Source organism: uncultured Chitinophaga sp. (assembly GCF_902168175.1).
In the GTDB taxonomy this organism is placed as follows: domain Bacteria; phylum Bacteroidota; class Bacteroidia; order Chitinophagales; family Chitinophagaceae; genus Chitinophaga.
Map to the genome: position 1 here is coordinate 195,281 of NZ_CABHOU010000059.1, position 24,109 is coordinate 219,389.

General features: G+C 47.5%; 22 protein-coding genes and 2 tRNA genes. 12 read left to right on the forward strand and 12 right to left on the reverse strand.

The features are described from left to right. Window positions 1-46: 46 nt before the first annotated feature. Both priA and QZT80_RS12940 read right to left on the reverse strand, forming a co-directional pair. Window positions 47-2,491, reverse strand: coding sequence for a primosomal protein N' (priA, locus tag QZT80_RS12935; RefSeq protein WP_295122396.1), 2,445 nt, complete (start codon window positions 2,489-2,491; stop codon window positions 47-49). Further along, the gene (locus QZT80_RS12940) at window positions 2,488-3,252 is read right to left on the reverse strand and encodes a 1-acyl-sn-glycerol-3-phosphate acyltransferase (protein WP_295122398.1); all 765 of its coding nucleotides are present in this window, start codon (window positions 3,250-3,252) and stop codon (window positions 2,488-2,490) included. Before QZT80_RS12940 ends, priA begins: the two co-directional genes overlap by 4 nt. Before the next feature lie 108 nt (window positions 3,253-3,360). On the opposite strand from QZT80_RS12940, the gene mtaB reads away from it, so the two are divergent. The 4 genes from mtaB (at window position 3,361) to QZT80_RS12960 (ending at window position 5,829) form a co-directional block, all read left to right on the forward strand. Then, entirely contained in the window at window positions 3,361-4,641 is a 1,281-nt protein-coding gene (gene mtaB / locus QZT80_RS12945; RefSeq protein ID WP_295122400.1) for a tRNA (N(6)-L-threonylcarbamoyladenosine(37)-C(2))-methylthiotransferase MtaB, read from the forward strand. A gap of 197 nt (window positions 4,642-4,838) precedes the next feature. After that, window positions 4,839-4,913, forward strand: a tRNA-Val gene (locus QZT80_RS12950). Between the two features lie 48 nt (window positions 4,914-4,961). Then, window positions 4,962-5,036: transfer RNA gene (locus tag QZT80_RS12955), tRNA-Val, on the forward strand. Window positions 5,037-5,421: 385 nt separating this feature from the next. Further along, a complete protein-coding gene (locus tag QZT80_RS12960; RefSeq protein WP_295122402.1) occupies window positions 5,422-5,829 on the forward strand; it encodes a DoxX family protein in 408 nt (135 codons plus the stop codon). Here the strand turns inward: QZT80_RS12960 and QZT80_RS12965 are convergent. Further along, entirely contained in the window at window positions 5,823-7,985 is a 2,163-nt protein-coding gene (locus QZT80_RS12965; RefSeq protein WP_295122404.1) for a cation:proton antiporter, read from the reverse strand. The genes QZT80_RS12960 and QZT80_RS12965 overlap by 7 nt on opposite strands. Window positions 7,986-8,135: 150 nt before the next feature. Here QZT80_RS12965 and QZT80_RS12970 point away from each other — a divergent pair, with 150 nt between their 5' ends. Together QZT80_RS12970 and aat are read left to right on the forward strand one after the other, a co-directional pair. After that, window positions 8,136-8,444: an ATP-dependent Clp protease adaptor ClpS gene (locus QZT80_RS12970; RefSeq protein WP_295122406.1), complete on the forward strand. Its 309-nt coding sequence runs from the start codon at window positions 8,136-8,138 to the stop codon at window positions 8,442-8,444. Between the two features lies 1 nt (window position 8,445). Then, a complete protein-coding gene (gene aat / locus QZT80_RS12975) occupies window positions 8,446-9,090 on the forward strand; it encodes a leucyl/phenylalanyl-tRNA--protein transferase (RefSeq protein ID WP_295122407.1) in 645 nt (214 codons plus the stop codon). A 67-nt stretch (window positions 9,091-9,157) separates the two neighbouring features. Here the strand turns inward: aat and QZT80_RS12980 are convergent, their stop codons facing one another. Next, window positions 9,158-10,387, reverse strand: coding sequence for an NADP-dependent isocitrate dehydrogenase (locus QZT80_RS12980; protein WP_295122409.1), 1,230 nt, complete (start codon window positions 10,385-10,387; stop codon window positions 9,158-9,160). A 153-nt stretch (window positions 10,388-10,540) separates the two neighbouring features. Beyond that, window positions 10,541-11,806 (reverse strand): NADP-dependent isocitrate dehydrogenase, encoded by a 1,266-nt coding sequence (gene icd / locus QZT80_RS12985; protein WP_295122411.1) that lies wholly within the window; start codon window positions 11,804-11,806, stop codon window positions 10,541-10,543. 123 nt (window positions 11,807-11,929) lie between these two features. Between icd and QZT80_RS12990 the strand changes: the two genes are divergently transcribed. The 5 genes from QZT80_RS12990 to QZT80_RS13010 all read left to right on the forward strand — a co-directional run bounded on the left by QZT80_RS12990 (window position 11,930) and on the right by QZT80_RS13010 (window position 16,025). Then, on the forward strand, window positions 11,930-12,568 hold the full coding sequence (locus QZT80_RS12990) for an SGNH/GDSL hydrolase family protein (RefSeq protein WP_295122413.1): 639 nt from the start codon (window positions 11,930-11,932) through the stop codon (window positions 12,566-12,568). Between the two features lie 546 nt (window positions 12,569-13,114). Next, entirely contained in the window at window positions 13,115-13,816 is a 702-nt protein-coding gene (locus QZT80_RS12995; protein WP_295122415.1) for a DUF5668 domain-containing protein, read from the forward strand. 48 nt (window positions 13,817-13,864) lie between these two features. Further along, on the forward strand, window positions 13,865-14,218 hold the full coding sequence (locus QZT80_RS13000; protein WP_295122416.1) for a DUF4288 domain-containing protein: 354 nt from the start codon (window positions 13,865-13,867) through the stop codon (window positions 14,216-14,218). Between the two features lie 17 nt (window positions 14,219-14,235). Further along, window positions 14,236-15,279, forward strand: coding sequence for a sensor histidine kinase (locus QZT80_RS13005; protein ID WP_295122418.1), 1,044 nt, complete (start codon window positions 14,236-14,238; stop codon window positions 15,277-15,279). Continuing rightward, window positions 15,276-16,025, forward strand: a complete 750-nt coding sequence (locus QZT80_RS13010) for a LytTR family transcriptional regulator DNA-binding domain-containing protein (protein WP_295122420.1) — start codon at window positions 15,276-15,278, stop codon at window positions 16,023-16,025. Before QZT80_RS13005 ends, QZT80_RS13010 begins: the two co-directional genes overlap by 4 nt. Before the next feature lie 2 nt (window positions 16,026-16,027). Here QZT80_RS13010 and QZT80_RS13015 read toward each other — a convergent pair whose 3' ends face one another. From QZT80_RS13015 to QZT80_RS13025, 3 genes are read right to left on the reverse strand one after another with little or no spacing between them, the layout of a single operon-like run. Beyond that, a complete protein-coding gene (locus QZT80_RS13015; protein ID WP_295122422.1) occupies window positions 16,028-16,420 on the reverse strand; it encodes a hypothetical protein in 393 nt (130 codons plus the stop codon). A 6-nt stretch (window positions 16,421-16,426) separates the two neighbouring features. Next, the gene (locus tag QZT80_RS13020) at window positions 16,427-18,307 is read right to left on the reverse strand and encodes an Nramp family divalent metal transporter (protein ID WP_295122424.1); all 1,881 of its coding nucleotides are present in this window, start codon (window positions 18,305-18,307) and stop codon (window positions 16,427-16,429) included. 39 nt (window positions 18,308-18,346) lie between these two features. Beyond that, window positions 18,347-19,006 carry a metal-dependent transcriptional regulator gene (locus QZT80_RS13025; protein ID WP_295122426.1) on the reverse strand — a complete coding sequence of 220 codons (660 nt, stop codon included), beginning with the start codon at window positions 19,004-19,006 and terminating at the stop codon, window positions 18,347-18,349. Window positions 19,007-19,138: 132 nt separating this feature from the next. Between QZT80_RS13025 and QZT80_RS13030 the strand changes: the two genes are divergently transcribed. Then, a complete protein-coding gene (locus tag QZT80_RS13030; RefSeq protein ID WP_295122428.1) occupies window positions 19,139-20,086 on the forward strand; it encodes a hypothetical protein in 948 nt (315 codons plus the stop codon). Window positions 20,087-20,140: 54 nt separating this feature from the next. Here the strand turns inward: QZT80_RS13030 and QZT80_RS13035 are convergent, their stop codons facing one another. The 4 genes from QZT80_RS13035 to QZT80_RS13050 all read right to left on the reverse strand — a co-directional run bounded on the left by QZT80_RS13035 (window position 20,141) and on the right by QZT80_RS13050 (window position 23,904). After that, the gene (locus QZT80_RS13035) at window positions 20,141-21,694 is read right to left on the reverse strand and encodes a L,D-transpeptidase family protein (protein WP_295122430.1); all 1,554 of its coding nucleotides are present in this window, start codon (window positions 21,692-21,694) and stop codon (window positions 20,141-20,143) included. A gap of 316 nt (window positions 21,695-22,010) precedes the next feature. After that, window positions 22,011-22,871, reverse strand: coding sequence for a hypothetical protein (locus QZT80_RS13040; RefSeq protein ID WP_295122432.1), 861 nt, complete (start codon window positions 22,869-22,871; stop codon window positions 22,011-22,013). A 9-nt stretch (window positions 22,872-22,880) separates the two neighbouring features. Continuing rightward, window positions 22,881-23,426: a heavy metal-associated domain-containing protein gene (locus tag QZT80_RS13045; RefSeq protein WP_295122434.1), complete on the reverse strand. Its 546-nt coding sequence runs from the start codon at window positions 23,424-23,426 to the stop codon at window positions 22,881-22,883. A gap of 85 nt (window positions 23,427-23,511) precedes the next feature. Beyond that, window positions 23,512-23,904 carry a hypothetical protein gene (locus QZT80_RS13050; protein ID WP_295122435.1) on the reverse strand — a complete coding sequence of 131 codons (393 nt, stop codon included), beginning with the start codon at window positions 23,902-23,904 and terminating at the stop codon, window positions 23,512-23,514. Between the last annotated feature and the right edge of the window lie 205 nt (window positions 23,905-24,109).

Consider the following 24,109-nt stretch of genomic DNA (forward strand, 5'->3'; position numbering starts at 1 on the left):
AACTTTCCTAATCCGTATCAGCGATGTATATACCGCCACCAAGCACCTACACATAATCTACATCGGGTAAAATAACCACGGAACGGAACTGCTTTTCTGTTTGCAGTTTAATAAAGTATTCTTTCAGCAACTCTTTTATGCGCATGATAGATTGCGAGTCGCGGGGAAGTTTGACCATCATTTCCTGCAGGTAGTTGCCGCGTACACGGCTTACCAGTGGCGTTGCCGGGCCCACCAGTTTATCGCCCAGCTGCGGCTGCAGCCAATTACCCAGTACCTGGGCGGCTCTTTCCACGGTTTGTTCATTTTTATGACGCATCGTAATACGCAGCATCCTTACAAACGGTGGGTAACCAAAGTATTGCCGTTCGGCTATTTCGGCGTCGTACATCGCGCGGTAGTTGTGGTCCACCACGTATTGTAACACCGGGTGCCGGGTATTGCTGGCCTGAATCAGCACCCTGCCCTTACCATGCTTCCGGCCCGAACGACCACTCACCTGCTCCATCAACTGGTAAGCACGTTCATTCACCCTGAAGTCGGGGTAACTTAACAGGCTGTCTGCACTTAACACCCCCACCAAATCAACGTTTTCAAAGTCAAGCCCCTTTACCACCATCTGCGTACCTACCAGTATATCGATCGTACGCTGCTCCAGCGCCTGGATCATCTTATTATGACTGTCCTTGTTACGCACACTGTCCACGTCCATACGGGCAATCCTAGCATCAGGGAAGGTTTCACGCAGATCGTCTTCGATCTTTTCGGTGCCGAAACTTTTGGGTAATAGGGTCTGGCTGCCACAGGCAGTACAGGTGTATATGTAAGGATAACGCGTGCCGCAATAATGGCAGTGCAGTTTATCCTGTTGTTTATGATAAGTAAGCGATACGTCGCATTGTTTACAATGTGGTATCCATCCACAGGTGGTGCATAACAGGAAGGGCGCATAACCACGCCGGTTCTGGAAAAGGATCACCTGCTTTTTATTGGCGATAGTTTCCCTGATGGCCGTTTCCAGGGCCTCGGTAATATTGCCCTTCATCTTTTTAGCCGCCAGCTCGGGCTTGATGTCTACAATTTCGATAGCGGGCATTTCTATACCGCCGAACCTTTCACCTAAATACACCAGTCCGTATTTGCCCTGCTGTGCATTAAAGTAAGATTCAACAGCCGGGGTGGCAGATCCGAGTAATACTTTCGCCTTAAACAATCCGGCGTAATAGATTGCCGCATCACGGGCGTGGTAACGGGGAGCTGGTTCCTGTTGTTTAAAAGAACCATCGTGCTCTTCGTCAAGAATAATTAATCCGAGATCGCGAAAAGGCAGTAACAGGCTGGAACGGGCGCCCAGTACGATGCTGATCTCGCCGCTTTTAACTTTGTTCCATATTTCTACCCGCTCGTTGTTGTTAAATCGGGAATGATAAATACCGATTTTACCGGCAAAGTGTTTCTGCAGGCGACGGATAATCTGGGCCGTCAGCGCTATTTCAGGCAGCAGGTACAATACCTGTTTGCCTTTGGCTAGGCAGTCCTCTATCAGTTTTACATATATCTGGGTTTTACCGCTGGAAGTTACACCATGCAGTAAAGTCACCTGTTTCTGGTCGAAGCACTGGTATATTTCCGATAAGGCCTTCGCCTGGGCGGTACTCAGTTCAAAATCCACCTTAATCTCTGCTTTTCCCATTTGCACACGGTCCACGGTGCGCTTCTCTACCCAAAGGATATTTTTATCCACCAGCCCCTTCAGTTGTGCCGCGTTGGCGCCCGACTTCTTCAGCAATTCGCTTTGCAGCACATCGCCCTGGGTTTTGGATAAGTGCAGGTAGGCAAGCAGCAACTCCATTTGTTTCGGCGCCCGGGAAAGCTCATCGAACAGAGGGCCCAGTTGCTCATCCGTAGCGTACGAGGGGTTCATTTGCACGTAGTTCTCTTTCTTCTCCCGGTAAGCTTCTTTCATCTCCTCATACACAAGGCATACCCGCTTCTCTATCAACTGTTTAATGACGGAGTACACGTCCGCCTTGTCAAGTATCATCTGGATTTCCGCGATACGCAGCTCCTTACGGATCTGGAGCGCTTCTGCCAGCATATACTCATCGTCAGACAGCATGGTGTAATCATCACCAAACGCCTCGTTATATTGTAAAACTGTTTCGCTGCTAAGTTTAAGGTGGGCGGGCAGGGCTGCGTTAAGCACCTCGCCTTCTGTACACATATAATACGATGCCAGCCACGACCAAAAGGCCGTTTGGGTAGGGTACACCACCGGCTCTTTGTCAAGCTGGTCCATGATGGGCTTACATTTGTAAGCGCCGGGGGCCTGACTGTGAATGGCTTTCACAATACCAGCATACTTCTTCTGTTTACCCAGCTGTACCGCCACACGGCTGCCCACCTGTAAAGTGGCCTCCATTTCAGGTGGTACTGCGTAGGTGTAATTCCGGGGCAGGGCCAGCGGTATTATGACATCGGCAAACTTCATGCGGGTTGTAAACTGGGATAGGTGTGATATTTTCTTAATTCGGCGTCCATCATATCGTACACCTTTTTCTTCAGTTCTGGCAAATCGGCCATAGTAAGACCTTTTACCGAAACTTTAGGCAGCCACACTACCCTGTTTTGACCAGGTGTAAGCGACAGCAGGCCTTTAGCGCGCAGCCGGTGGTTGCTGTCTACATATAAAACGGGGCGTATGTCTGTTTCCATTTCTATGGCCATACGAAAAGCGCCGTCGTGAAAGCTGCGTAAGGGCTGGCCGGTGTAATTGGTCGTTCCTTCAGGAAAAACCAACATAGACACGCCTTCTTTAAGGGTTGCCTTCATGGTGCGTACGCTATTGGCGCGGGCCCGGGCGTTTTTACGGTCTACCAGTACTACCGACTGGCGGTAGATAAAACCGAAGGCCGGTATTTTTACCATTTCTATCTTCCCGAGCGGACGGAAGGGCAAACGCATCACCTTTACCGCAATGGCAGCGTCCAGGTAAGAAAGATGGTTGGCCACATAAATAACCGGCTCCTTATCTTCTGCCTCGTACCTGATGCGTTTAAACCAGATGCCCACCAGCGGAAACCAGGTATGGGCCCAGAAACGCAGGAAGTAAAACACCATATTCCCTCCCCGGATCTTACCGAACAGGGAAACCAGGAAAATACCCGGCAGTATGAGGAACATGATGCCGATAAACCAGATGGCGGCGTGAATGTTGTAAATGGCAAGGAGAATATTCCGGATTAAACGCATAGTTAGGTGCAAGTAAACAGCAAAATGCGAAAATAAACAAATTGAAGTGATCCTTCCCCTTTTCCTTACCATGCCATGACATAAAAAGTTCCTACCTTTGCCATCCTTATGACACGGGCTAAATCAGTAGCATTTCACACATTGGGCTGCAAGCTTAACTTTTCCGAAACCTCCACTATTGGCAGGATGCTGGAAAACGATGGATTCGTTAAAAAAGATTTTGACGAGCAGGCCGACGTATATGTGATCAATACCTGTTCGGTAACAGACAATGCAGACAAGGAGTGCCGCCAGTTGGTACGCCGTATACAACGCCGCGCCCCGGAGAGCCTGGTGGTGATTACCGGTTGTTATGCACAACTCAAACCACAGGAAATTGCAAGTATAGAGGGGGTTGACCTGGTGCTGGGCGCTGCCGAAAAGTTCAATATCGTAGATCATCTTAAGGAGCTTACTAAGGGCGACAGTGCTAAAATCTGCTCCTGCGACATAGAAGACGTTAACACTTTCCATTCCTCCTACTCCGTAAACGACCGCACCCGTACCTTCCTGAAGGTGCAGGACGGCTGCGATTACAATTGCAGCTTTTGCACTATACCCATGGCCCGCGGCATCAGCCGTAGCGATAGTGTGGCTAATGTACTGATAAACGTACGCGAACTGGCTGCCAGTGGTGTAAAGGAAATAGTACTTACCGGCGTAAACCTCGGCGATTTTGGCAAGGGGCTTATCGGTGGTAAAAAGAGAGAAGAAAGTTTTTACGAGTTAATACAGGAGCTGGACAAGGTTGAAGGAATTGAGCGTTACCGCATTTCTTCCATCGAACCCAATTTACTGAGTAATGAAATCATAGAATTTGTGGCGAACAGTAAAAAGTTCATGCCGCATTTCCATATTCCGCTGCAAAGCGGCAGCAACGATGTACTGGCTTTAATGCGCCGCCGTTACCGCCGTGAATTATATGCAGAAAAGGTAGCACTGATCAAACAATTTATGCCGCATGCCTGCATTGGCGTAGACGTGATCGTTGGCTTCCCGGCAGAATCTGATGCGCACTTCGACGACACTTACCAGTTCCTTCACGACCTGGATGTATCGTACTTCCACGTGTTCACTTACTCAGAGAGAAGTAATACGCATGCCCTCGAAATAAAACCGGTAGTACCGGTTAATATCCGTAACGAACGTAACAAAGCCCTTCGTAACCTAAGCCACAAAAAAATGCAGTACTTTACAGCACAGCATGTTGGCCAAACACGTAAGGTATTGTTTGAACGTCACAGTAATAAGGATGGTATGATGGAAGGTTATACCGATAACTATATCAAGATTACCACCCCGCATCGGAGCGAATGGGAGAACAATCTTGTAGACTGGGAAATCAGGTAAGATTTTTCCTCTAATGAGATGAAACATTCCCACCCTTTGTGGTTAAAGGAATGAGCCGTTTTTCAGGCAATTGGGCACTTCGTTTTCAGCAGGTTATTTCAGAAGATTTTTAAAAAATATTTGGTGAAATAAAATAAGTTTCTACCTTTGCAATCCCAACGAACAAAAAGTGTTCTGCTAAAAAGGGAAAGAGATTAGGGAGTTTAGCTCAGCTGGTTCAGAGCATCTGCCTTACAAGCAGAGGGTCGGCGGTTCGAACCCGTCAACTCCCACAAAATACCCGATCGGGTTTTTGTTCTTAGAAAATAGAAAATTGGTATGGGAGTTTAGCTCAGCTGGTTCAGAGCATCTGCCTTACAAGCAGAGGGTCGGCGGTTCGAACCCGTCAACTCCCACAGAAAAAGGTTATCAGAAATGATAACCTTTTTTGTTTTATGGCACTCTGAAAACACATTTCTTCACGGCCTCATCGACAATTTCTCTTCCCCACTTCTAAATTATATGTAACGCCAAATACCTGGTCAACCAGCAGCTTCATCGCAGCACATGATTGATAAATACCAATGTTATCGCTTTGAGGTTTCTACAAACAGGTAAACAACTTTTGATAACTATCTCACTCCACATTTGCATCAATCATAAGAAGAATTATGGTAAGAAGTCCTGATGGAGAGAAAGGAATTATCGGACTGATATTATTGCCCCACACTGATTTATTTCCGGCCTTTTCACTCATGGCAACATATTTGCAGCACGGTTTATACACATACCTGACTATATATGAACCATCGCTATCTCGCATTTGCACTGGCACGTATTACGCTGGGCATTAACTTCCTGGGTCACGGACTTGTAAGACTCCCAAAACTGGACGCCTTCCGCACCGGGATGGTAAAAGATTTCGAACGTACTTTTCTGCCCGGCCCTATTGTATCCGCATTCGCCACTGTACTACCATTTATTGAGTTTGCACTTGGTCTTTTCCTTATCATCGGCATCTTTACCAAACAATCGCTGGCGGGTTGCGCTATACTGATGATGATACTGTTGTTCGGTACCTGCATGAAAGAAGCCTGGGATTCCGCAGGTTCTCAGATGCTGTACGCACTATTTATCGCCTTCCTGTTATTCAACCTGGAATACAACTCCCTATCCATCGACACCAGGAAAAAACCTTCCACCTACTGATCTTCGGGTTTAGGAGGATTTTTAAAGATACGTTTCACTGCCTTTCCTATCTTATTAAGGTTGGTAATCTGTTCCTGTATAGGCGTAAGCGTGAGATCAAGCGCCTGTACACCGGGCTCGATATTTTCCAGTTCTGTTTGTTCGGGATAGATCAGTAAAAGATTGTTATCCTTGAAATGACGCGCCAGTCTTCCCGGAAGATTTTCCATGTAAGCACTGTACGACAAAGTGCCTTTCCTGGCGGTTACCATAACCAGCAAATCGTCGCGCGAAATACTACGGGCCAGCACCAGGAAGTCTTCCATATTATCGAAGCGATGGAACGTTACGTCCATCGTCGTTTTGGTTAAACGCATTAATTCGTTCACCGCTCCACCTGTGCGTTCGGTACAGTAAAGCTGCAACCTCGCCCCCGCCTGCTTTGCCAGCCGCATCATCTTTTGCATGTAATGGGCAAAACCAAGCTCATATTCGGCGTTTTGAGGCAACATCAACACCAGCCTGCGGGCGGTATTTAACGGGTGCATTAACTGGCAGATATACACGGTTTCCCAAACACCCTGCAACACATTTTCCGACGTGGTACCGAATAATGTGCCGAACAGGCGATCGGTGGTAGTGTTCTTATCGCTCCAGGCCAGCACTACGTCCGTGACCAGTAACTCTTTTACGGTCCGCGAAATCCCATCGGATACGTTGAGGTCCACGCGTGCTACCATCTGTATGTTGTTTTCCGTGGCAGCAGCGTTTATCAGCGCCTTCTCCATCAGTTTATTACTGAGGAATATCTTTTCCCGGGCCTCCTCGTCATCTTTCACGATGACCAGCGGGTGAATAGGACTGGCTACTGCCGGGTTCCGCATCATCATAGAAAAATCCAGTAAAGGTTCCAGCTTATCGAAATTAGAAATGGGAATAAGCGTACGTTCTGGACCTGTTGGTATTTCAGGTATCTTCTCCGACTCTACGATCGCCAGTTTTCGCCCGGCATTTTGGGTGACGAACGAGCCTACCATACAGGTAATCAGGATAAGGATAACGGTACCGTTCAATACATGTTCGTCAATGATCCCCATATTATAACCAATGAGTATCACCGCAATTGTTGCTGCTGCGTGGGAACTGCTCAAACCGAAAATAACGTTACGCTGTGCCGGTGTATACTTAAACACGAGCTGCGTAAAAAAGGCTGCCAGCCATTTACTGAACAAGGCCATTATTGTTAAGGCACCTGCAATAAACAGCGCCTGCTGCCCCTTCAGCAATACCCGCAGGTCTACGATCATTCCCACACTGATCAGGAAGAAGGGAATGAACAACGCATTACCCACAAACTCGATCCTGTTCATCAGGGAAGAAGTATGAGGGATGAGCTGATTTAACGCCAGGCCCGCCAGGAAGGCCCCGATAATGCCTTCCACACCTGCCAGTTCGGCCAGGAAGGCGGCCAGGAATACCAACGCCAGCACAAATATGAAGTGCGAGGTTTTATCATCTTTTATCTTCCTGAAAAACCACCGCCCTATTGCCGGAAATACCCATAATATAATAGCGGCAAACACCACTACCGAAATACCTAACTTCAGCCAGAACGCGGTATTGAGGTTGCCCTGCTGCGCGCCGGTAATCACCGCCAGTATCAGCAGTACCGCAGTATCGGTAATGATCGTTCCTCCCACTGCCACCGTTACGGCCTCGTTCTTGGTAATTCCCAGTCTGCTCGCCAGCGGATAAGCCACCAGTGTATGGGTAGCAAACATGCTCGATACCAGCAAAGTGGCCATCAGGTTAAAGTGTAGCAGGTAGGTACATACAAAGTAGCCTAACAGTATGGGTATAAAAAAGGTAAATGCGCCAAACACAAGACTACGATGCCTGTTCTTCCTGAACTCGGTCATATCCAGCTCCAAACCAGCCAGGAACATGATATACAACAACCCAGCCTTACCAAACAGATCGATACTGCCTTTCTCGATCAGGTTAAAACCATGACCACCAATAGCCATACCGGCGAGTATAAGGCCGATAATACTGGGTATGCGGAACTTGCGCAGGATTATAGGCGCAAGTAAAATGATGAATAAAACCAGGGATAAAATGGGAATAGGATCCTTCAAAGGCAGTTTAAAATCCATTAGTAGTACACTTCCAATCATAACTCGTTAATTTTCTATCGACTGCTTATAACCTCAATACTGCAACTTACAAATTTCCGGAGGCTCCCGGAAGATAAAAATTTATCAACGGCCCCTTGAACCGTGCGAATTATGTTTAATTTTGTAATAAAGCTAAACACCCGGTTTAAAATGCACCACCAAACAAAAACAGGCGAACAGATAAAGGAATTGGAAGATGTAATGGTAGCGGAGGATGAAGAATTTCCCTACAGCCTCGTCGTTTGGAACGATGAAGTAAACTCCTTCGACTGGGTAATCAAATCCCTGGTGGAAGTATGCGGCCATACTGAAGAACAGGCCGAACAGTGCGCCATTATCATTCACCACAACGGTAAATATGCCGTTAAAATGGGTAGCTACACTGACCTCCGCCCCATGTGCCTGGCCCTTTTAGACAGAGGCATCAGCGCCAGTGTCGAAGAAACCGTGCCGCTGTAACATGCCGGTATTCGAACTCGACAAAACACTCGTATTTCCCCCGGTACACCTGGCCGAACCTGATGGCCTGCTGGCCTACGGCGGCGACCTTCGCCCCGAACGCCTGCTGCTGGCCTATCGCTCCGGCATATTTCCCTGGTATTCGGAAAAACCCATCCTCTGGTGGAGCCCCGATCCCCGTTTCGTACTCAGGCCTGCCGACCTTAAAGTATCGGCCAGCATGAAACAGGTCCTTAAAAAAGGGATCTTTAACATTACCGTTAATAAAGACTTTAGCGCGGTGATGTCCAACTGCGGCCGTATAGCCCGCCCCGGCCAGGATAGCACCTGGATTACCAAAGAAATGCTGAAAGCTTACGAAAAGCTACATGAAATGGGCCATGCCGTGTCCGTGGAATGCTGGCAGGAAAACAAGCTGGTAGGCGGCTTATATGGCATCAGGATCGGTAAATGTTTCTTCGGCGAATCAATGTTCGCCAAAGCAAGTAATGCCTCTAAAGCTGCCTTTATCACCTACGTACGGCAGCTCCAGGAAGAAGGTATTGTGCTTATCGACTGCCAGGTAGAAACGGAACATCTGGCCTCATTGGGCGCAGGTTTCATGAGCCGGAAGGATTTTATACAAACGATTCAGGAGAACTTTTAGAAAAGCAAACTCATAAAACGGGAAGAGCCCCGCCGGTTGGCAGGGCTCTTCCCATTTATTTTCAGGCTTATTGCAGTTTCGCTTTCAGTGCTGCATCCAGCGCCTCCAGGAATTCCTCGGTGTAGAGATAGTGTTTGCCATGCTCTACTTTGTTACCGTGGATACAAACGGCCAGATCTTTAGTCATTTTACCGCTTTCTACTACTTCGATACAAACTTTCTCCAGGGTCTGGCAGAAGTTGATCAGCTCCTGGTTGTTGTCCAGGCGGCCACGGAATTCCAGGCCGCGTGTCCAGGCGAAGATAGAGGCAATCGGGTTGGTAGATGTTGGTTTACCAGCCTGGTGATCGCGGTAGTGACGGGTTACTGTACCGTGCGCTGCTTCTGCTTCCATGGTTTTGCCATCGGGCGTAACCAGGGTAGAAGTCATCAGACCCAGTGAACCGAAGCCCTGGGCAACGGTGTCAGACTGTACGTCGCCATCGTAGTTTTTACAGGCCCATACGAAGTTACCATGCCATTTCAGTGCAGAAGCCACCATGTCGTCGATCAGGCGGTGTTCGTACACCAGGCCGTTTTTCTCGAACTCAGCTTTGAACTCTTTCTGGTAGATGTCTTCGAAGATATCTTTGAAACGACCATCGTATTTTTTAAGGATGGTGTTTTTGGTGCTCAGGTACAGCGGCCATTTTTTAATCAGCGCCTGGTTGAAACATGCACGGGCGAAGCCTGTGATAGACTCGTCGGTGTTGTACATAGACAGGGCAACGCCATCACCTTTAAACTGGTAAACTTCATGCTCGATAACGGTACCGTCTTCACCTTCAAATTTGATGGTGAGTTTACCTTTACCTTTTACTACGAAATCGGTTGCACGGTACTGGTCGCCAAAAGCGTGACGGCCGATACAGATAGGTGCGGTCCAGTTAGGAACTAGGCGCGGTACATTGCTCATCACGATAGGCTCGCGGAACACGGTACCGTCCAGGATGTTGCGGATAGTGCCGTTAGGGCTCTTCCACATCTGTTTCAGTTTAAACTCTTCTACACGGGCTTCATCGGGGGTGATAGTAGCACATTTGATACCTACGCCATATTGTTTAATAGCGTTGGCGGCGTCAATAGTCACCTGGTCGTTGGTCTCGTCGCGGTACTCAACACCAAGGTCATAGTATTTAATATCGAGCTCCAGGTAAGGCAGGATCAGTTTGTCTTTGATAAATTTCCAGATGATGCGTGTCATCTCGTCTCCATCCAGTTCTACCACCGGATTTGCAACTTTGATTTTTTGAGACATTGTTTACAGTTTCAGGTTTTTATAAAGGTAATTTATACATAACGGGAACATGATACGCAGGCAGGCGGACCATGTTCCCGAATTGGCTAAAATACAAACTTTCTATTTATCCTTCATAACCAATTAATTGCTTAACCGGTTAACCAGGATTTTTTACATATGTTTGATAATCTCGTCGGCAAACTCACTACATTTTACCAGCGTGGCATCGTCCATCAGTTTATAGAAGTCGATGGTTACACGCTTGCGCATGATAGCGGTGCTGAGGCCATGAACGATAATGTCCGCGGCTTCTTTCCAACCCATATATTCCAGCATCATTACACCAGAAAGTATAACAGACGAAGGGTTCATGGTGTCGGTATTAGCGAAACGCGGTGCAGTACCGTGTGTAGCTTCAAACACGGCATGGCCGGTAGCGTAGTTAATGTTAGCACCCGGAGCGATACCAATACCACCTACTGCTGCTGCCAGCGCGTCGGAAATATAGTCACCGTTCAGGTTCAGGGTGGCGATCACGGAGTAATCCTGCGGCGCCAGTAATATCTGCTGGAGGAAGTTGTCGGCGATCACATCGTTGATCAGGATCTTTTTGTGCGCCAGTTCAATCTTCATTTCTTTATTGGCCTCTTCTTCACCTTTGGCTTTTTTGGTAGCCTCCCACTGTTCCCAGGTATATACTTTATCGCCAAACTCACGTACCGCCAGTTCGTAGCCCCAATTCTTGAAGCCACCCTCGGTGAATTTCATGATGTTGCCTTTGTGAACGATGGTTACAGATGGTTTGTTATGGTCTACCGCGTACTGGATAGCCGCGCGCACCAGCCTTTCGGTACCCTGGCGGGATACGGGTTTAATACCAAATGAAGAAGTTTCAGGGAAACGGATTTTCTTAACACCCAGCTCCTCCTGCAGGAATTTCAGCAGTTTGTCAGCTTCGGGCGTACCGTACATATATTCGATACCGGCATAGATGTCTTCAGTGTTTTCACGGAAAATCACCATATCCACCTTTTCAGGGTGTTTAACGGGAGAAGGCACTTTGTTAAACCAGCGGATAGGACGTACGCAGGAATAGAGGTCCAGCTCCTGGCGCATGGCCACGTTCAGGGAACGGATACCGCCGCCTACCGGAGTACCGAGGGGACCTTTAATAGATACCAGGTACTCTTTCAGATCGCGCAGCGTATCTGCTGGCAACCATTCGCCGGTTTGCTGGAAGCTTTTTTCGCCCGCCAGTACTTCTTTCCATTCAATCTTACGGCCATTTCCATACGCCTTTTCGATTGCAGTGTCGAACACACGCACACTGGCGCGCCAGATATCAGGCCCAATACCATCACCTTCTATAAAGGGAACGATCGGGTGATTAGGTACCTGGATCTGTCCATTGCTCATCGTTATTTTTTCTGCCGGCATAAAATCAGTTTATTGATGCATTACGAATATTTAATCAGCAGCGCAAAGGTAAGGCTTTTAGGGATTCGCTTAGCCCTTTTTGCCAGCCGCAACTATAGCCTAAACAGATAAAAATTCATACGGATGTTACGATTAATGCTATTTTCGACCCTGTTTTTATCCACCATCAAACCATTAGAAAAATTGGAATTTTCTTACCTCGCACTGGGCGATAGTTATACTATAGGCGAAGCCGTACCCGCCAACGAACGCTTCCCGGCACACCTGGCCTCTGTTTTAAATATCAGCGAACCTAAGATAGTTGCCGTTACGGGCTGGACTACCGACGAACTGGCCGCCGGCATTCAGGCGGCTGATATTAAAGGCACTTACGACCTGGTGACCCTTCTCATCGGCGTAAATAACCAGTACCGTGGCCGCTCTCTTGAAGAGTACCGCGAACAGTTTACCAGCCTGCTTAAACAGGCCATCGCCTTCGCCGGTAACGACGCCTCGCACGTAATCGTAGTATCTATCCCCGACTGGGGTGCTACTCCTTTTGCTGAAGGCCGGGACCGGGCACTGATCGCCAAAGAAATAGACGCTTTTAACGCCGCCAATAAAGAGATTGCCCTCGCCTATAAAGCCCAATGGGTTGATATCACGCACTTTACCCGCGAAGCCGCTCACGACCCGGCCCTGGTAGCAGAGGACGGCCTGCACCCTTCCGGGAAGGACTATAAACGCTGGGCTACCGCCATAGCACCATTGGTAAAACGATAATAATAATCAGGTTACCGGCGGTTGAATCTCCGTTCAGCCGCCGTTGTGTCACTCCCTTCAACGGCCCTAACAACATTGGGCAACAGTTTGGTTATTCCCATACCGGCGGTGTATACCCCCTACACTAGTCCTAAGGGACTCTTACGGCTAAATAGTATCATCTTTCAGTCCATCGCAACCTCAAAAAAGTGAAAAATATCAACATAACTACATAATAACCAATTACATAATCACTATACCTTGTGCAAAAACTGCCGTTAATTCATTCTAAATCAAGCGAATAAGCACATCAAGTCCGCCTCATATCCACGTCAAATCCGCCTCATCTCCCATTATATTGGTGTTATATTAGCTTTATACTGGTCTTACCTATATCTTATCCTCCTGTTTCGCCATTACTTCCTCTCAGTGTTCCTCCGGTGAAAAATATGGCATCCCATTTCACCGGTAATTTCCCTGCTTTTACCGGGTTTTGTCTTCTTCCTGCCTAAAGCGCATTGCCTGCCCTTACAACAAACAATAATTTTGAGGCATAAAATAAAATATATGAACAGGTATAATCGTCAACAAGAAAGAACAAGTGGTATGTGGGGTGGTTTAATCCTCCTGGTGGTAGGTGTATTTATGTTACTTAAACGTTTAGATCTCTCCCTGCCGCACTGGCTGTTTTCCTGGGAAATGATCGTGATCGCTATCGGTTTGATCATCGGTGCTAAAAGGAACTTTACCGGCGCAGCATGGATCATTCTCGTAGCGGTAGGCAGTATCTTCCTGCTGGATGATATTTTGCCATGGAACATACACCTGTCGCGCTTCGTATGGCCGCTGGCATTTGTGGTGGCAGGTATTTTCCTGATCGTTAATTCAACGGAAAGAAAACGCCAGCTCTTCATTCCTGAAGGAGATAATGTGGAGGACTACCTCAATATCAACTCCTTCTTCAGCGGTGCGAAAAAGATCGTACTCTCTAAAAACTTCCGCGGCGGTAATTTATCTACCACCTTTGGCGGTGCAGAAATTAACCTTTCGCAGGCCGACTTTTACGGCACCGCGGTATTAGATGTACAGTGCCTGTTCGGTGGCGTGGAAATCATTGTTCCTCCGCATTGGGAAGTGAGGGTAGATGTAAGTGCCATTTTCGGCGGTATCGACGACAAAAGGGTACAACCGCTTGCCGTAAACCCAGACAGGGTGCTGCTGATCAAAGGTTCCTGCACCTTCGGTGGTGTAGATATCAAAAGCTACTAGTATCGTTGCTAAACTTATTGTGCCAATTATCTTTTTAAACTGTATTATATGACTTGGTTTGTTGCTAAAATCGTTTACCAGATTATCTGCGGGCAGGGTATCCACGCGCCACAGTACGATGAACAGCTGCGCCTGATAAGCGCCACTACCAGGCAGGAAGCCTTAACCAAGGCTGCAGCCATCGGGCAGCAGGAGCAATACTCTTTCCTGAACCAAAAAAGAGAACTGGTGGAGTGGCGCTTCATCAATGTATCCGAACTAAATACCCTGGACGATCTGAAAGACGGTATGGAACTGTATTCGCGCGTGGAAGAACCTGAAAACGAAGCCAATTATGTGGCGCTTTTGCAGATGAAAGCATCGCAATTGCAGGCACAAAAGGTTTTTGAGCTTAACTTGTAGGAAAATAAACCGGCAAATTGGCAACTCCTCTATCTTCCGCTAAATCGTTCCGCTTCGCTTTTACCACCACCTGGATGGCGAGTGTGATGATACAAACAGCGATACTGTACTACTGGTTTGGTTTCGACCTACACCCCTCTTTCACCGACGCCTCCATACAATGTACGCTGATAGCGGCCGCCACTATGCTCATTAGCCATAACCTGGCTTACTACAGGCCCACGAAAGGACGTTACTTTTTCATCCTTACGCTAAATGCCACCCTCGCCGTCGCCTGCATTTATGCCTGCTACTGGTTACTGGGACTGCTCTTTCGCGATTCCGCAACGTACTTCCCCTGGTTACAGGCCTCGCTGCCGGTCCGTTTCATCATTATCTGGATATTTCTTTCTGCCATTAGTATGCTCAGCATTTTCTGGTACGAAATGGAAGACCAGAAAGAAACGATCGCCCGCAAAGAGAACGCTGAAAAACTAGCCCGCGAGGCGGAACTGTTTAAGCTGCGGCACCAGTTACAACCGCACTTCCTGTTCAACAGCCTCAATTCTATTAACGCGCTTATAAGTCTGCGCCCGGAAGAAGCGCGGCAAATGGTGCAGAAACTCTCTGACTTTTTAAGGGGCACACTTAAAAAAGAAGACCAGAGCTGGACTACTCTTAAAGAGGAAATACAGTACCTGCAATGGTACCTCGATATAGAAAAAGTAAGGTTCCGCCATCGCCTGAGTACTGAGATTATCGTGAGCGAAGGATGCGATTCCTTACAAATACCTCCGATGCTGCTGCAACCCGTAGTAGAAAACGCGATCAAGTTTGGATTATACGATACGATCGGTGAAATAACCATCCGCATCAAAGCCTGGACTGCAGACGATATGCTGCTGATAAGCGTAGAAAACCCGTTTGACCCGGAGTTACAAAACTCTACCAAGGGCACCGGCTTCGGACTTTCATCCATCCAGCGCAGGCTGTTTTTATTATTCGGCCGCAGCGACCTGTTAACCACCGACACACAAAACACCATTTTTACGACCTATATTAAAGTACCGCAACCAAAATGATAAAAGCCGTAATTATTGATGATGAGCCACTGGCCCGGGAACTGGTACTGGAGTACCTTCGCAACTGGCCACAGGTAACCGTTATGCAGGAATGCAACGATGGCTTCGAAGGACTGAAAGCCATTCAGCAACATCAACCCGAACTTATTTTTCTCGATATACAAATGCCGAAGATCAACGGCTTCGAAATGCTGGAACTGGTAGAAAAACTGCCCGCCGTGATATTTACCACCGCCTTTGAAGAATACGCCCTGCGTGCCTTTGAAGTAAGCGCAGCCGATTATCTGCTCAAACCTTTTTCCCGTGAGCGTTTCGATAAAGCCATGCAGAAGCTGGCCGATAAATTATCGAGCGCAACTCCCGAACCTGCGCCCGTAAATGATTTGCTGGACGTAGCAGCCCGCGAAATGCCTGCACAGCATAACCGCGTGGTGGTGAAAATAAACGGCAAGATCAAAATCATCCCCATGGCCGATATCCATTATATCGAAGCGGCCGATGATTATGTAAAAGTGGTAACGCAGGAAGGCGGCTTCCTGAAAAACAAAACCATGGCGTTTTTCGAGAAAACACTCGATCCGCAGCAGTTCATCCGCGTACACAGAGGCTACATCCTGAACGTTAGCCAGATAACGCGACTGGAGCCATACGAGAAGGAAACTTACCTCGCTATTTTGAAATCGGGCAGTAAAATACAGGTGAGTAAAACGGGGTATCCAAAACTAAAAGAAGTACTGGGACTATAACATTATGAAAAGCTGGAAAACAATCTTTCCAGCTTTTCTTTTTTCAATATCTTTTGCGCCTGCTCGCCGGTGGCGATTAAACGCTCTCCTACACGGGCTTCGTAAGTGCAGATAATTTCATTTTTGTTGATGGATTTGATCGTTGCTGTAAACTCCACCGTTATGCCTTCCGGAGCGGGTGAGTGATGATGTACGGTAAGGCTGGTGCCTATCCCCTCTTCATCTTCTTCCTTCATTTCGAGTACAAACAAGCGGCAACACCATTCCGCATCGCGGGCTAAAGCAAAGGTGGCGTATACGGGATGTACGTTACCACTCTCGAAAGTAGCGCAATCTTCCGCACGCACTTTGCGTGTAAACTGCCTTACATCACCCGGTTGAAACCTTTGTTCCATAAGCTTTTATTGAACTACCAGTACTGGAATACTCACATAGTGGCGCACAAAATTCACCGTTTCGCCGTACAGCCAGTCCTTGATCCCCTTGTGCCCGTGGCCGCCAAGAATAAGTAAGTCTGCCTGTTGCTCCTGCACTATTTTTACAATTGACTTAGCACGGTGTTTATAGCCCAGCACTCCTTGTGCATTAATATTTCTTTCTTTTAACAGCGCAACGTATAAATCGAGCTGCTCCTGGTCCTGCTGTGTTTCATGGTCGGCAGAGTCGTTACCGAAGTAGCGTGCGGATGGACTTTCCACGATATGAATGAGAATGTATTCAGTATCGGGGTTGCCTTGAGCCAGGGCGTTTGACAGTACTTTCTCGTCGTGTTTACTAAAGTCAAGCGCCAATGCAATACGTTTGTATACGGGCTTCTCAAGGTTACCCAACGTACGCGGCGGCGTGTGCATGTTTACTGACGCGTCGCGGTTACGATAGCCAAGTAATGGGTAGATAACAGTGATGACCAATAACGTGAGGAAACCTGCGCAAAGCACCATTACCAGCGCCGACATCCACCACGACTCTGCCCCTGTTATGAGGTTAATTACTTCATCCAATACCAAACGTACGTTCAGGTATACCAGTATTATCGTAATCAGCCATCCTGCTATTTTCGTCCAGGTACCGATGGCGAACTTGCCCATTGTTTTTTTATCACTCACAAAGTGAATGAGTGGAATAACCGCAAAGCCGAGCTGCAGACTTAACAACACCTGGCTAAATACCAACAGTTCTCCTACCTTTTCTTCACCATAAATAAGTATCACCAGTAATGCAGGCACAATAGCCAGCAAACGCGTAAGCAGTCTGCGCAACCATGGATTAATACGTAAACGCAGGTAACCTTCCATTACGATCTGGCCCGCCAGGGTACCGGTAACGGTGGAGCTTTGCCCTGCCGCTATCAATGCCACCGCGAATAATATGGGTGCCATTTTGCTGCCCAGCAAACCTTCCAGCATATGGTGCGCCTGGCTAATGTCTGCCACTTCCGTATGCCCGCCTTTGTGAAACACCGTTGCGGCAAGTATAAGGATAGCCGCGTTTACGAAAAACGCGAGGTTCAATGCAATGGCGCTGTCCGCAAAGTTCAGTCTCAGCGCCCTTCTTATCCCCTTATCATCTTTACTGATCTTACGTGTTTGCACCAGTGCAGAGTGCAGGTAAAGGTTATGTGGCATCACCGTGGCGCCAATAATACCGATGGCGATATACAACGCCGTTTCGTCGGGCAGGGTGGGTATAAATCCTTTTACCACTTCATTCATCTGCGGTTTGGAGATGATAAGTTCTATAAAAAACGAAATACCCACAATGGCTACCAGCGCAATAATGAACGCTTCCATTTTACGAATGCCGTAACGTTGCAGCACGAGCAGCAGGAACGTGTCCAGCACCGTAAGCCCAACGCCCCACATCAGCGGAATGCCTGATAATAGCTGCAGACCAATGGCCATACCCAATACTTCGGCGAGGTCTGTAGCGGCAATGGCGATCTCGGCGAGTATATACAAAAGGAAGTTAACGACGGGCGGATAGGTTTCCCGGTTGGCCTGTGCCAGATCGCGGTTACGAACGATACCCAGGCGGGCGCTGAGACTTTGCAGCAGCAGGGCCATGAGGTTACTCATGAGCAGCACCCATAAAAGTGCGTATCCGTACTTACTACCTCCTGCCAGGTCGGTGGCCCAGTTGCCAGGGTCCATATAGCCCACACTTACAAGGTAAGCTGGTCCAAAAAACGCCAGCAACGTGCGCCAGCGCGATCGGGGTTGGGTGGTGTCCACGCTTTGATGCACTTCACTTAACGAGGCGGCCGAATCCTTTATCCTGCTCATATATCTGTCTTTTGTCTGGTTGTAGGCTTCATGCTTTGGTTATAGTGGCCTTACAAGTATGTTTTTAGAAACCTGCTCGCTAATGGTAAAAGCGGGCTGGTTCTTTATTTTTATTTCTACTGAATTGTCGAATTCATATCGCTCTATCACTTCTATCTGTGTACCCAAACGAATGCCTTTGGCGTTCAGAAATTCCAGCAACGCGGTACTCTGATCGTTTACGGCAGCTACTTCCAGTCTTTTGGCGGCGGCTTTATCAAGGGGTTGGAGAGAGCGTATCTTGTTCATTTTACCCTGGGCGTCCGGAATAGGATCGCCGTGCGGGTCGGTAGTGGGGTTACCCAGGAAATCGCTGAGGCGGGTAGTTAACTTTTCACTGCGCACATGCTCCAGTTCTTCGGCCAGTTCATGCACTTCTTCCCAGCTAAAAGAGAGTTTATCTACCAAAAAGCACTCCCACAAACGGTGACGGCGAATAATCTGCAAGGCGATCTTCTTTCCTTCCGCGGTTAAGGTAATACCATGGTACTTTTCATAATCGATCAGTTTCTTCTCTTTCAGCTTCTTCGCCATGTCCGTAACCGAGGCTGGTTTTGTGTCCAGTTCGTAGGCTATAGCGTTGGTAGACACGGTTTCTGTGCCTTCCTGCAGTTTAAAGATCGACTTGATGTAATTCTCTTCCGCAATCGTCAAATTCATAAATACTTAAAATAAAGTTTAGACAAATCTAAATATTTTGTTTGACTATCGCAAATGGAAGGGGATATTTTGTGTGATGCAGTGATAATGAACCAAATAATATTTAACTTTTCGTTCAATTTAGAGCAAATTATGAGCAGACTCCGCATCCTGTTAATGGTAATGGCATTGGGCGTATTAACCGCCTGTAAAGACAAAACGAAGAAACCGGGCGATGAAGATCGTCCTCTTACATTTGCAGAATTCGGTGAATTATTTCCTGCCTCCAAACTTCCTTATAGAATTTCGCCAGAGCTGCTGAAGGAAAAAACGCCCGACTCGCTGGCGTTAAAGCCTAAAATAACCGCGCAGTTTTTACCGGATACGCTGGCGAACGATAACTTCAATGCGAAAGAGAAACTCCGCATCTTCCCCCTCGCTTATTTTAAAAGTTCCGACCTGCATTATGTACTGGTAAAGGCAACGGGCAAATCGGGCAGCAGTGCTTACATCTGTTTATTTACGCCAAAAGGCCAATACCTGAACAAGTTGTCAGCTGGTGTGATTAAAACAGGTGCGGCAAAAGAAATTACTTCCAGCATAGACGGACGTTATAATATTAAAGTGAATACTGCTGAAAAACGCACGTCAACTTATACAGCCACCCGTGAAGATACTTACGGCGCTTATGCCGACGGCAGCATTGCCCTCATCATGACTAACTCTACCGAACCTGCCAGTACCGGCCTTTACAACCCAATAGATACTTTTGCCCGCAAACATAAATTCTCCGGTGATTATACTGCAGGTGAACACAACCTGGTATCTATCCGCGATGGCGAAACGGCAAAAGAGTTCCAGTTCTTTGTTAGTTTTTCCAAAGATAAGGGCAGTTGCCATGGCGAACTGGATGGAACTGCACGTTTTACCAGCGCTACTACCGGCCAGTTCCGTGATAAGGACAGCGAATGTATCCTCGAATTTAAGTTCACCGCAGGCCGTGTAACGCTGAGCGAAACAGGTTGCGGCGCTTACCGCGGCATCAAATGTATGTTCGAGGGTAGTTTTACCAAAAAGAAAGAAGTCAGGAAAAAGAAATAAAAAAACGGCGGCCTTCTTTAACAAGAAGACCGCCGCCGTTATATAAGGTTGATTTTATTTGTACCCAAGGAACTTCCGCATCACTTTGTCTTCCGCATAAATATCATCGTAGAACTGTATCTTTCCATCTATCCCTTCTGCTGTAAAATACCTGATGTAAATCGGCATTCTTTGTGTCAGCATCACCATCTTCTTCTCTCCCCTGTCTAACCAAATCCGTAAACTATCGTGCGATTTAACGTCGCGGCGAACGAGGTAATGCGCCAGGCTATCCCACTGCTGTACCCGCACGCAGCCGTGGCTGAGAGAGCGGAAAGCATTGGCAAACAGGCGGCGGTTATTGGTATCGTGCAGGTACACGCTGTACTTATTGCCAAAGTTAAATTTCATGATGCCGAGTGAGTTGTCCAGCCCGTCCATTTGCCTTAACACATAAGGAAAATGGCCTTTACCCAGCCTGCTCCAGTCGATAGAATCGGGGTTTACCACCTGGTTATCTTTATCAACCACCTCCAGATTTTTGTTGGCCAGGTATTTCACATCTTTTTTAATGGCGGGCAGCATTTCCTTAAATACAATACTGTATGGTACACGCCAGTAAGGATACAACACGAAGTTGGTCATGCTGCTGTTAAGAATGGGCGTACGCGTACGCGGTGTTCCCACGATTACGCGGGAGGTTAACTGCAACGTATCGTTCTCAAACACATCCATACGATAACCGGGAATGTTTACCCAGATGTAGCGGCGCGTCATGGTATCGGGCAGTTTACGCCAGCGGTCCATGTTTACGGCCGCCTGCGCTACCCAGTCACTCAGCGGGCGGTTTAATGCCTGGATGGTACGTTTACCTGCCACCCCATCCGCATAAATATTGAACTCCTTCTGAAATGCTTTAACGCCCTGCTTTATCACCACAGTATCCACCACAATGCCTGTAGTATCGAGGTGATGTGTTTGTACCAGGCGGTTAACGAGGCGGTTGCGGAAGTCGAGTGTATCGGTGTATGTTTGCGGCAACGTATCCCATGGCTGGCTGTATTGAGCTTTGAACGATGCAAGTGCTTCTTTTAAAGCCTGGTAACCTGCGTGCTTAGGCTCCAGGTTATGCAGGACGGTCAACACATGTCGGTTAGCCAGTGCGTCCTGCAGCATAGCCACTAATACGGTATCGGAAAAAGTAGAATCGGTGCGGAAGGTTACACTGTCGCGCGGGGCAACGCCGTAATGCAGGTGAGTGGCCAGTTTAAAAAAGGCGTCGGTAAGCATTACATCCATTCTTGCCCACAGCGCTGCATCTTTACGGGCCTGCGGATTTACAGACAGTTCGTGTAAGCCGGCGCTTAATGCGCGTTCGTGATAGTTAGCAGGAATTAATCCATAATTGTCTGCCCGCTGAATGAGGCGGATCAGCGAATCCATGTTGGCACTAACTGCCCCGCTTTTAGACCATTGTGGTGCTTTACCGCCTGGCTGGTAACTCATTTCGAGTGCGGTAACGCTGTGTACGGGCACGGAGTCCTCCAGCTGCTTTTCACTGGCAGCATAATCAAGTCGTTCCGCAATATTCTCTTTTATAACTTGACCCAGTTCCCGTTGATCTGTCACAATCTGTTGTTGCCGGGGCGACTTTTTGTGACCGCAAGCTGTTATAACTAATACTATAAATAGTGCTAAGTGTCTGACAATCTTTTCCATGTATGAAAACAGCTGAATAGTAAGGTTAGCTAAAATTAGCATATTTGCAAATACCGTGCAGCAATACGAAGGTTAATTTATCACCATACAACTAAAATGCGCCGATGTTTATATACACCGGCGCATTAATGGTCATAATATGTTATTGCGTATTTACTTACAGCAGTTTTTCTTAACGAATAACGACTGTATGAATTTCAGTACACCGATCACCACCTTTGCCATATTACTTTCGTTTAAACGCATTAAAGATATTATGCTCCATCCTTACCGTAAAGGAATTGGGCATATTACGCACCATATTGCCCGACACCTCCCATCGATAGGCCAGGTCGAGCCGGGTAGTACTGTTGAAGATAAACTGAATGGCCGGTGCCACATCTATGTAATTCCCCCTGCCCTGGTCCATATTGGCTTTGCCGAGAAACTCCACGTACAGGTTCATATTGGTTTGTTCGTAACTTTTATACGTTATGGGCAGGGTAAGGTAACCGAATGACAGGCTGTAATTGAGCATGTTTTCAGAGAACCCGTCGGGCAGGTTGGTTTTGATATTGTTCAGGAACCGGTTGTAACCGAGCGTTCCGGAAACGGCCAGTTTGTGCACCAGTTTGGTAGCAATAATACCACCGGAAACACCTGATGCCATGCCTTCCAGGTCCAGCTCCCTGTTCGCGTACACCGTTTCGTCACTATGTTCGGGATCTACTTTCGGCTCGAATGGATTATCGATCACTGATCCTTTAACATAAGCCGCCATACGGAAATGGGAATGAGGCTCATCCTGCGAAAAGAAACGGTACTTGGCGTACACCGAACCGCCTTCAAAACGTACGTTCTCCTGCATCGCATTGGCCATATACCCGGTAAAATGCAACATCAGGTTACGGTTGATGCCGAACATTACTTCTGGTTCAAAACGAAATCCAGTACGGTTTTCATGCTCCATCTTAAAAAACTTGTTCGTAAGCCGCAGGCCCAACGAATTGGCGGGCATATTACTCGCCGGTTCGGCCGACACATACAGCTCCTGGGCCTGAACAGTGAAAGCGAAACAGGTGAAGAAGAGGACAATAATACTTCTCATAAACAAAGGTTAGATGGTTACGTGAATCACGCGTTTAGATGCCGCGGAGCCGGAAGGCTTACAGCAGTCGGCCATGGTGCCTGTTTTGTAGCAGGCCATCTTCACCTGTTCGCTATATTTTTTATACTGTTTGGCAGAAACAAAGGCTTTATCGACAATCGTAATGTCTTTTTCGCCCTGCAATACCTGGTCTTTTACATTTACGAAATGCAGCGTTTGACCGGCATAATTAACATGCGCATCGTTAGTTACTTTCAACTTGTCAAAATCAGCGGTCATCACGAGTTTAGCTACGAAAAACCCTGCATCTTCCACCTTTTTACCAATGGCATCGATGTTTACAGCGGTATTGGGTTTAAAGTGAAGGATAAAGGAAGTGGCATTGAGATCGGTATCGATCTTATCCACGAAGGGCAGGGTTTCCAATGCTTTGAGCGTGGCGCGGGAACACATGGCGCAGGTAAGGCCGGATGCTTGTAATACTGCTTTTTTATACTGGGCCTGGGCAGAAAAGCTCAGGGCGATAACACTAAGGAATATGAAAAACGTTTTCATGATCTGATAAATTTAGAATTGAAATAATAATACACGTAGATGTGACTACACATGGCAGCACATCAGCATAAACACTATATTAAAATCAGATCAGGAAAACGCAGTTACGCAGAAAGAGGGGCCGTTCAGAGACGAGCGGCGGCGCGTTGGGGTGATAAGCACTGTGAATACTGGCAGTTACCGGCACCGGTGCCTGGAAAATGGCAACGGGCAGGTTGAGGTCCATAGCGAACAGTGCATGCGGGGCAAACACTTTAGCCGCCTGGTGCGACTGCTCTACTTTCAGGAACTTATGAACGTCTTTGCAGCAATCGCCTCCTTTGGAGCCGGGTTTACCGCATTTACCACAGGCATCGTTATCCGAAGCATGGAGCTTAACAGAAGAGATCTTACCCATGCAATAATGCACGTTCACCGTGAAGCCACTGGTAATGGCCACGTATAAAACGGCAATAATGATGGTAAGCAGTTTCTTCATATCGATACAAAAGTAGGCATTTTATCCAAAATGGACGTCAGTACAAACCCGGAACCCGGAAACTAACAGGCAATATAATACCACTTACATAGGGATTAGCAGCATATTGACACGACGTTAGTGTAGGAAAGCTGTAGGAAAACTGTAGGAATGATGCAGAATAACTGTAGAATAACACAGGGAGAGATAACGATAAGTATAAGGC

Excerpts from the sequence above, each read along its gene's own strand:
- QZT80_RS13050 (WP_295122435.1), bottom strand. The coding sequence starts at position 23,904 with ATGAAGAAACTGCTTACCATCATTATTGCCGTTTTATACGTGGCCATT.
- aat (WP_295122407.1), top strand. The coding sequence starts at position 8,446 with ATGCCGGTATTCGAACTCGACAAAACACTCGTATTTCCCCCGGTACAC.
- QZT80_RS12940 (WP_295122398.1), bottom strand. The coding sequence starts at position 3,252 with ATGCGTTTAATCCGGAATATTCTCCTTGCCATTTACAACATTCACGCC.
- QZT80_RS13010 (WP_295122420.1), top strand. The coding sequence starts at position 15,276 with ATGATAAAAGCCGTAATTATTGATGATGAGCCACTGGCCCGGGAACTG.
- QZT80_RS12970 (WP_295122406.1), top strand. The coding sequence starts at position 8,136 with ATGCACCACCAAACAAAAACAGGCGAACAGATAAAGGAATTGGAAGAT.
- QZT80_RS12990 (WP_295122413.1), top strand. The coding sequence starts at position 11,930 with ATGTTACGATTAATGCTATTTTCGACCCTGTTTTTATCCACCATCAAA.
- QZT80_RS12960 (WP_295122402.1), top strand. The coding sequence starts at position 5,422 with ATGAACCATCGCTATCTCGCATTTGCACTGGCACGTATTACGCTGGGC.
- QZT80_RS13025 (WP_295122426.1), bottom strand. The coding sequence starts at position 19,006 with ATGAATTTGACGATTGCGGAAGAGAATTACATCAAGTCGATCTTTAAA.
- QZT80_RS13045 (WP_295122434.1), bottom strand. The coding sequence starts at position 23,426 with ATGAAAACGTTTTTCATATTCCTTAGTGTTATCGCCCTGAGCTTTTCT.
- QZT80_RS13000 (WP_295122416.1), top strand. The coding sequence starts at position 13,865 with ATGACTTGGTTTGTTGCTAAAATCGTTTACCAGATTATCTGCGGGCAG.
- QZT80_RS12995 (WP_295122415.1), top strand. The coding sequence starts at position 13,115 with ATGAACAGGTATAATCGTCAACAAGAAAGAACAAGTGGTATGTGGGGT.
- QZT80_RS13015 (WP_295122422.1), bottom strand. The coding sequence starts at position 16,420 with ATGGAACAAAGGTTTCAACCGGGTGATGTAAGGCAGTTTACACGCAAA.
- QZT80_RS12965 (WP_295122404.1), bottom strand. The coding sequence starts at position 7,985 with ATGATTGGAAGTGTACTACTAATGGATTTTAAACTGCCTTTGAAGGAT.
- priA (WP_295122396.1), bottom strand. The coding sequence starts at position 2,491 with ATGAAGTTTGCCGATGTCATAATACCGCTGGCCCTGCCCCGGAATTAC.
- QZT80_RS12980 (WP_295122409.1), bottom strand. The coding sequence starts at position 10,387 with ATGTCTCAAAAAATCAAAGTTGCAAATCCGGTGGTAGAACTGGATGGA.
- QZT80_RS13020 (WP_295122424.1), bottom strand. The coding sequence starts at position 18,307 with ATGAGCAGGATAAAGGATTCGGCCGCCTCGTTAAGTGAAGTGCATCAA.
- mtaB (WP_295122400.1), top strand. The coding sequence starts at position 3,361 with ATGACACGGGCTAAATCAGTAGCATTTCACACATTGGGCTGCAAGCTT.
- QZT80_RS13040 (WP_295122432.1), bottom strand. The coding sequence starts at position 22,871 with ATGAGAAGTATTATTGTCCTCTTCTTCACCTGTTTCGCTTTCACTGTT.
- icd (WP_295122411.1), bottom strand. The coding sequence starts at position 11,806 with ATGCCGGCAGAAAAAATAACGATGAGCAATGGACAGATCCAGGTACCT.
- QZT80_RS13030 (WP_295122428.1), top strand. The coding sequence starts at position 19,139 with ATGAGCAGACTCCGCATCCTGTTAATGGTAATGGCATTGGGCGTATTA.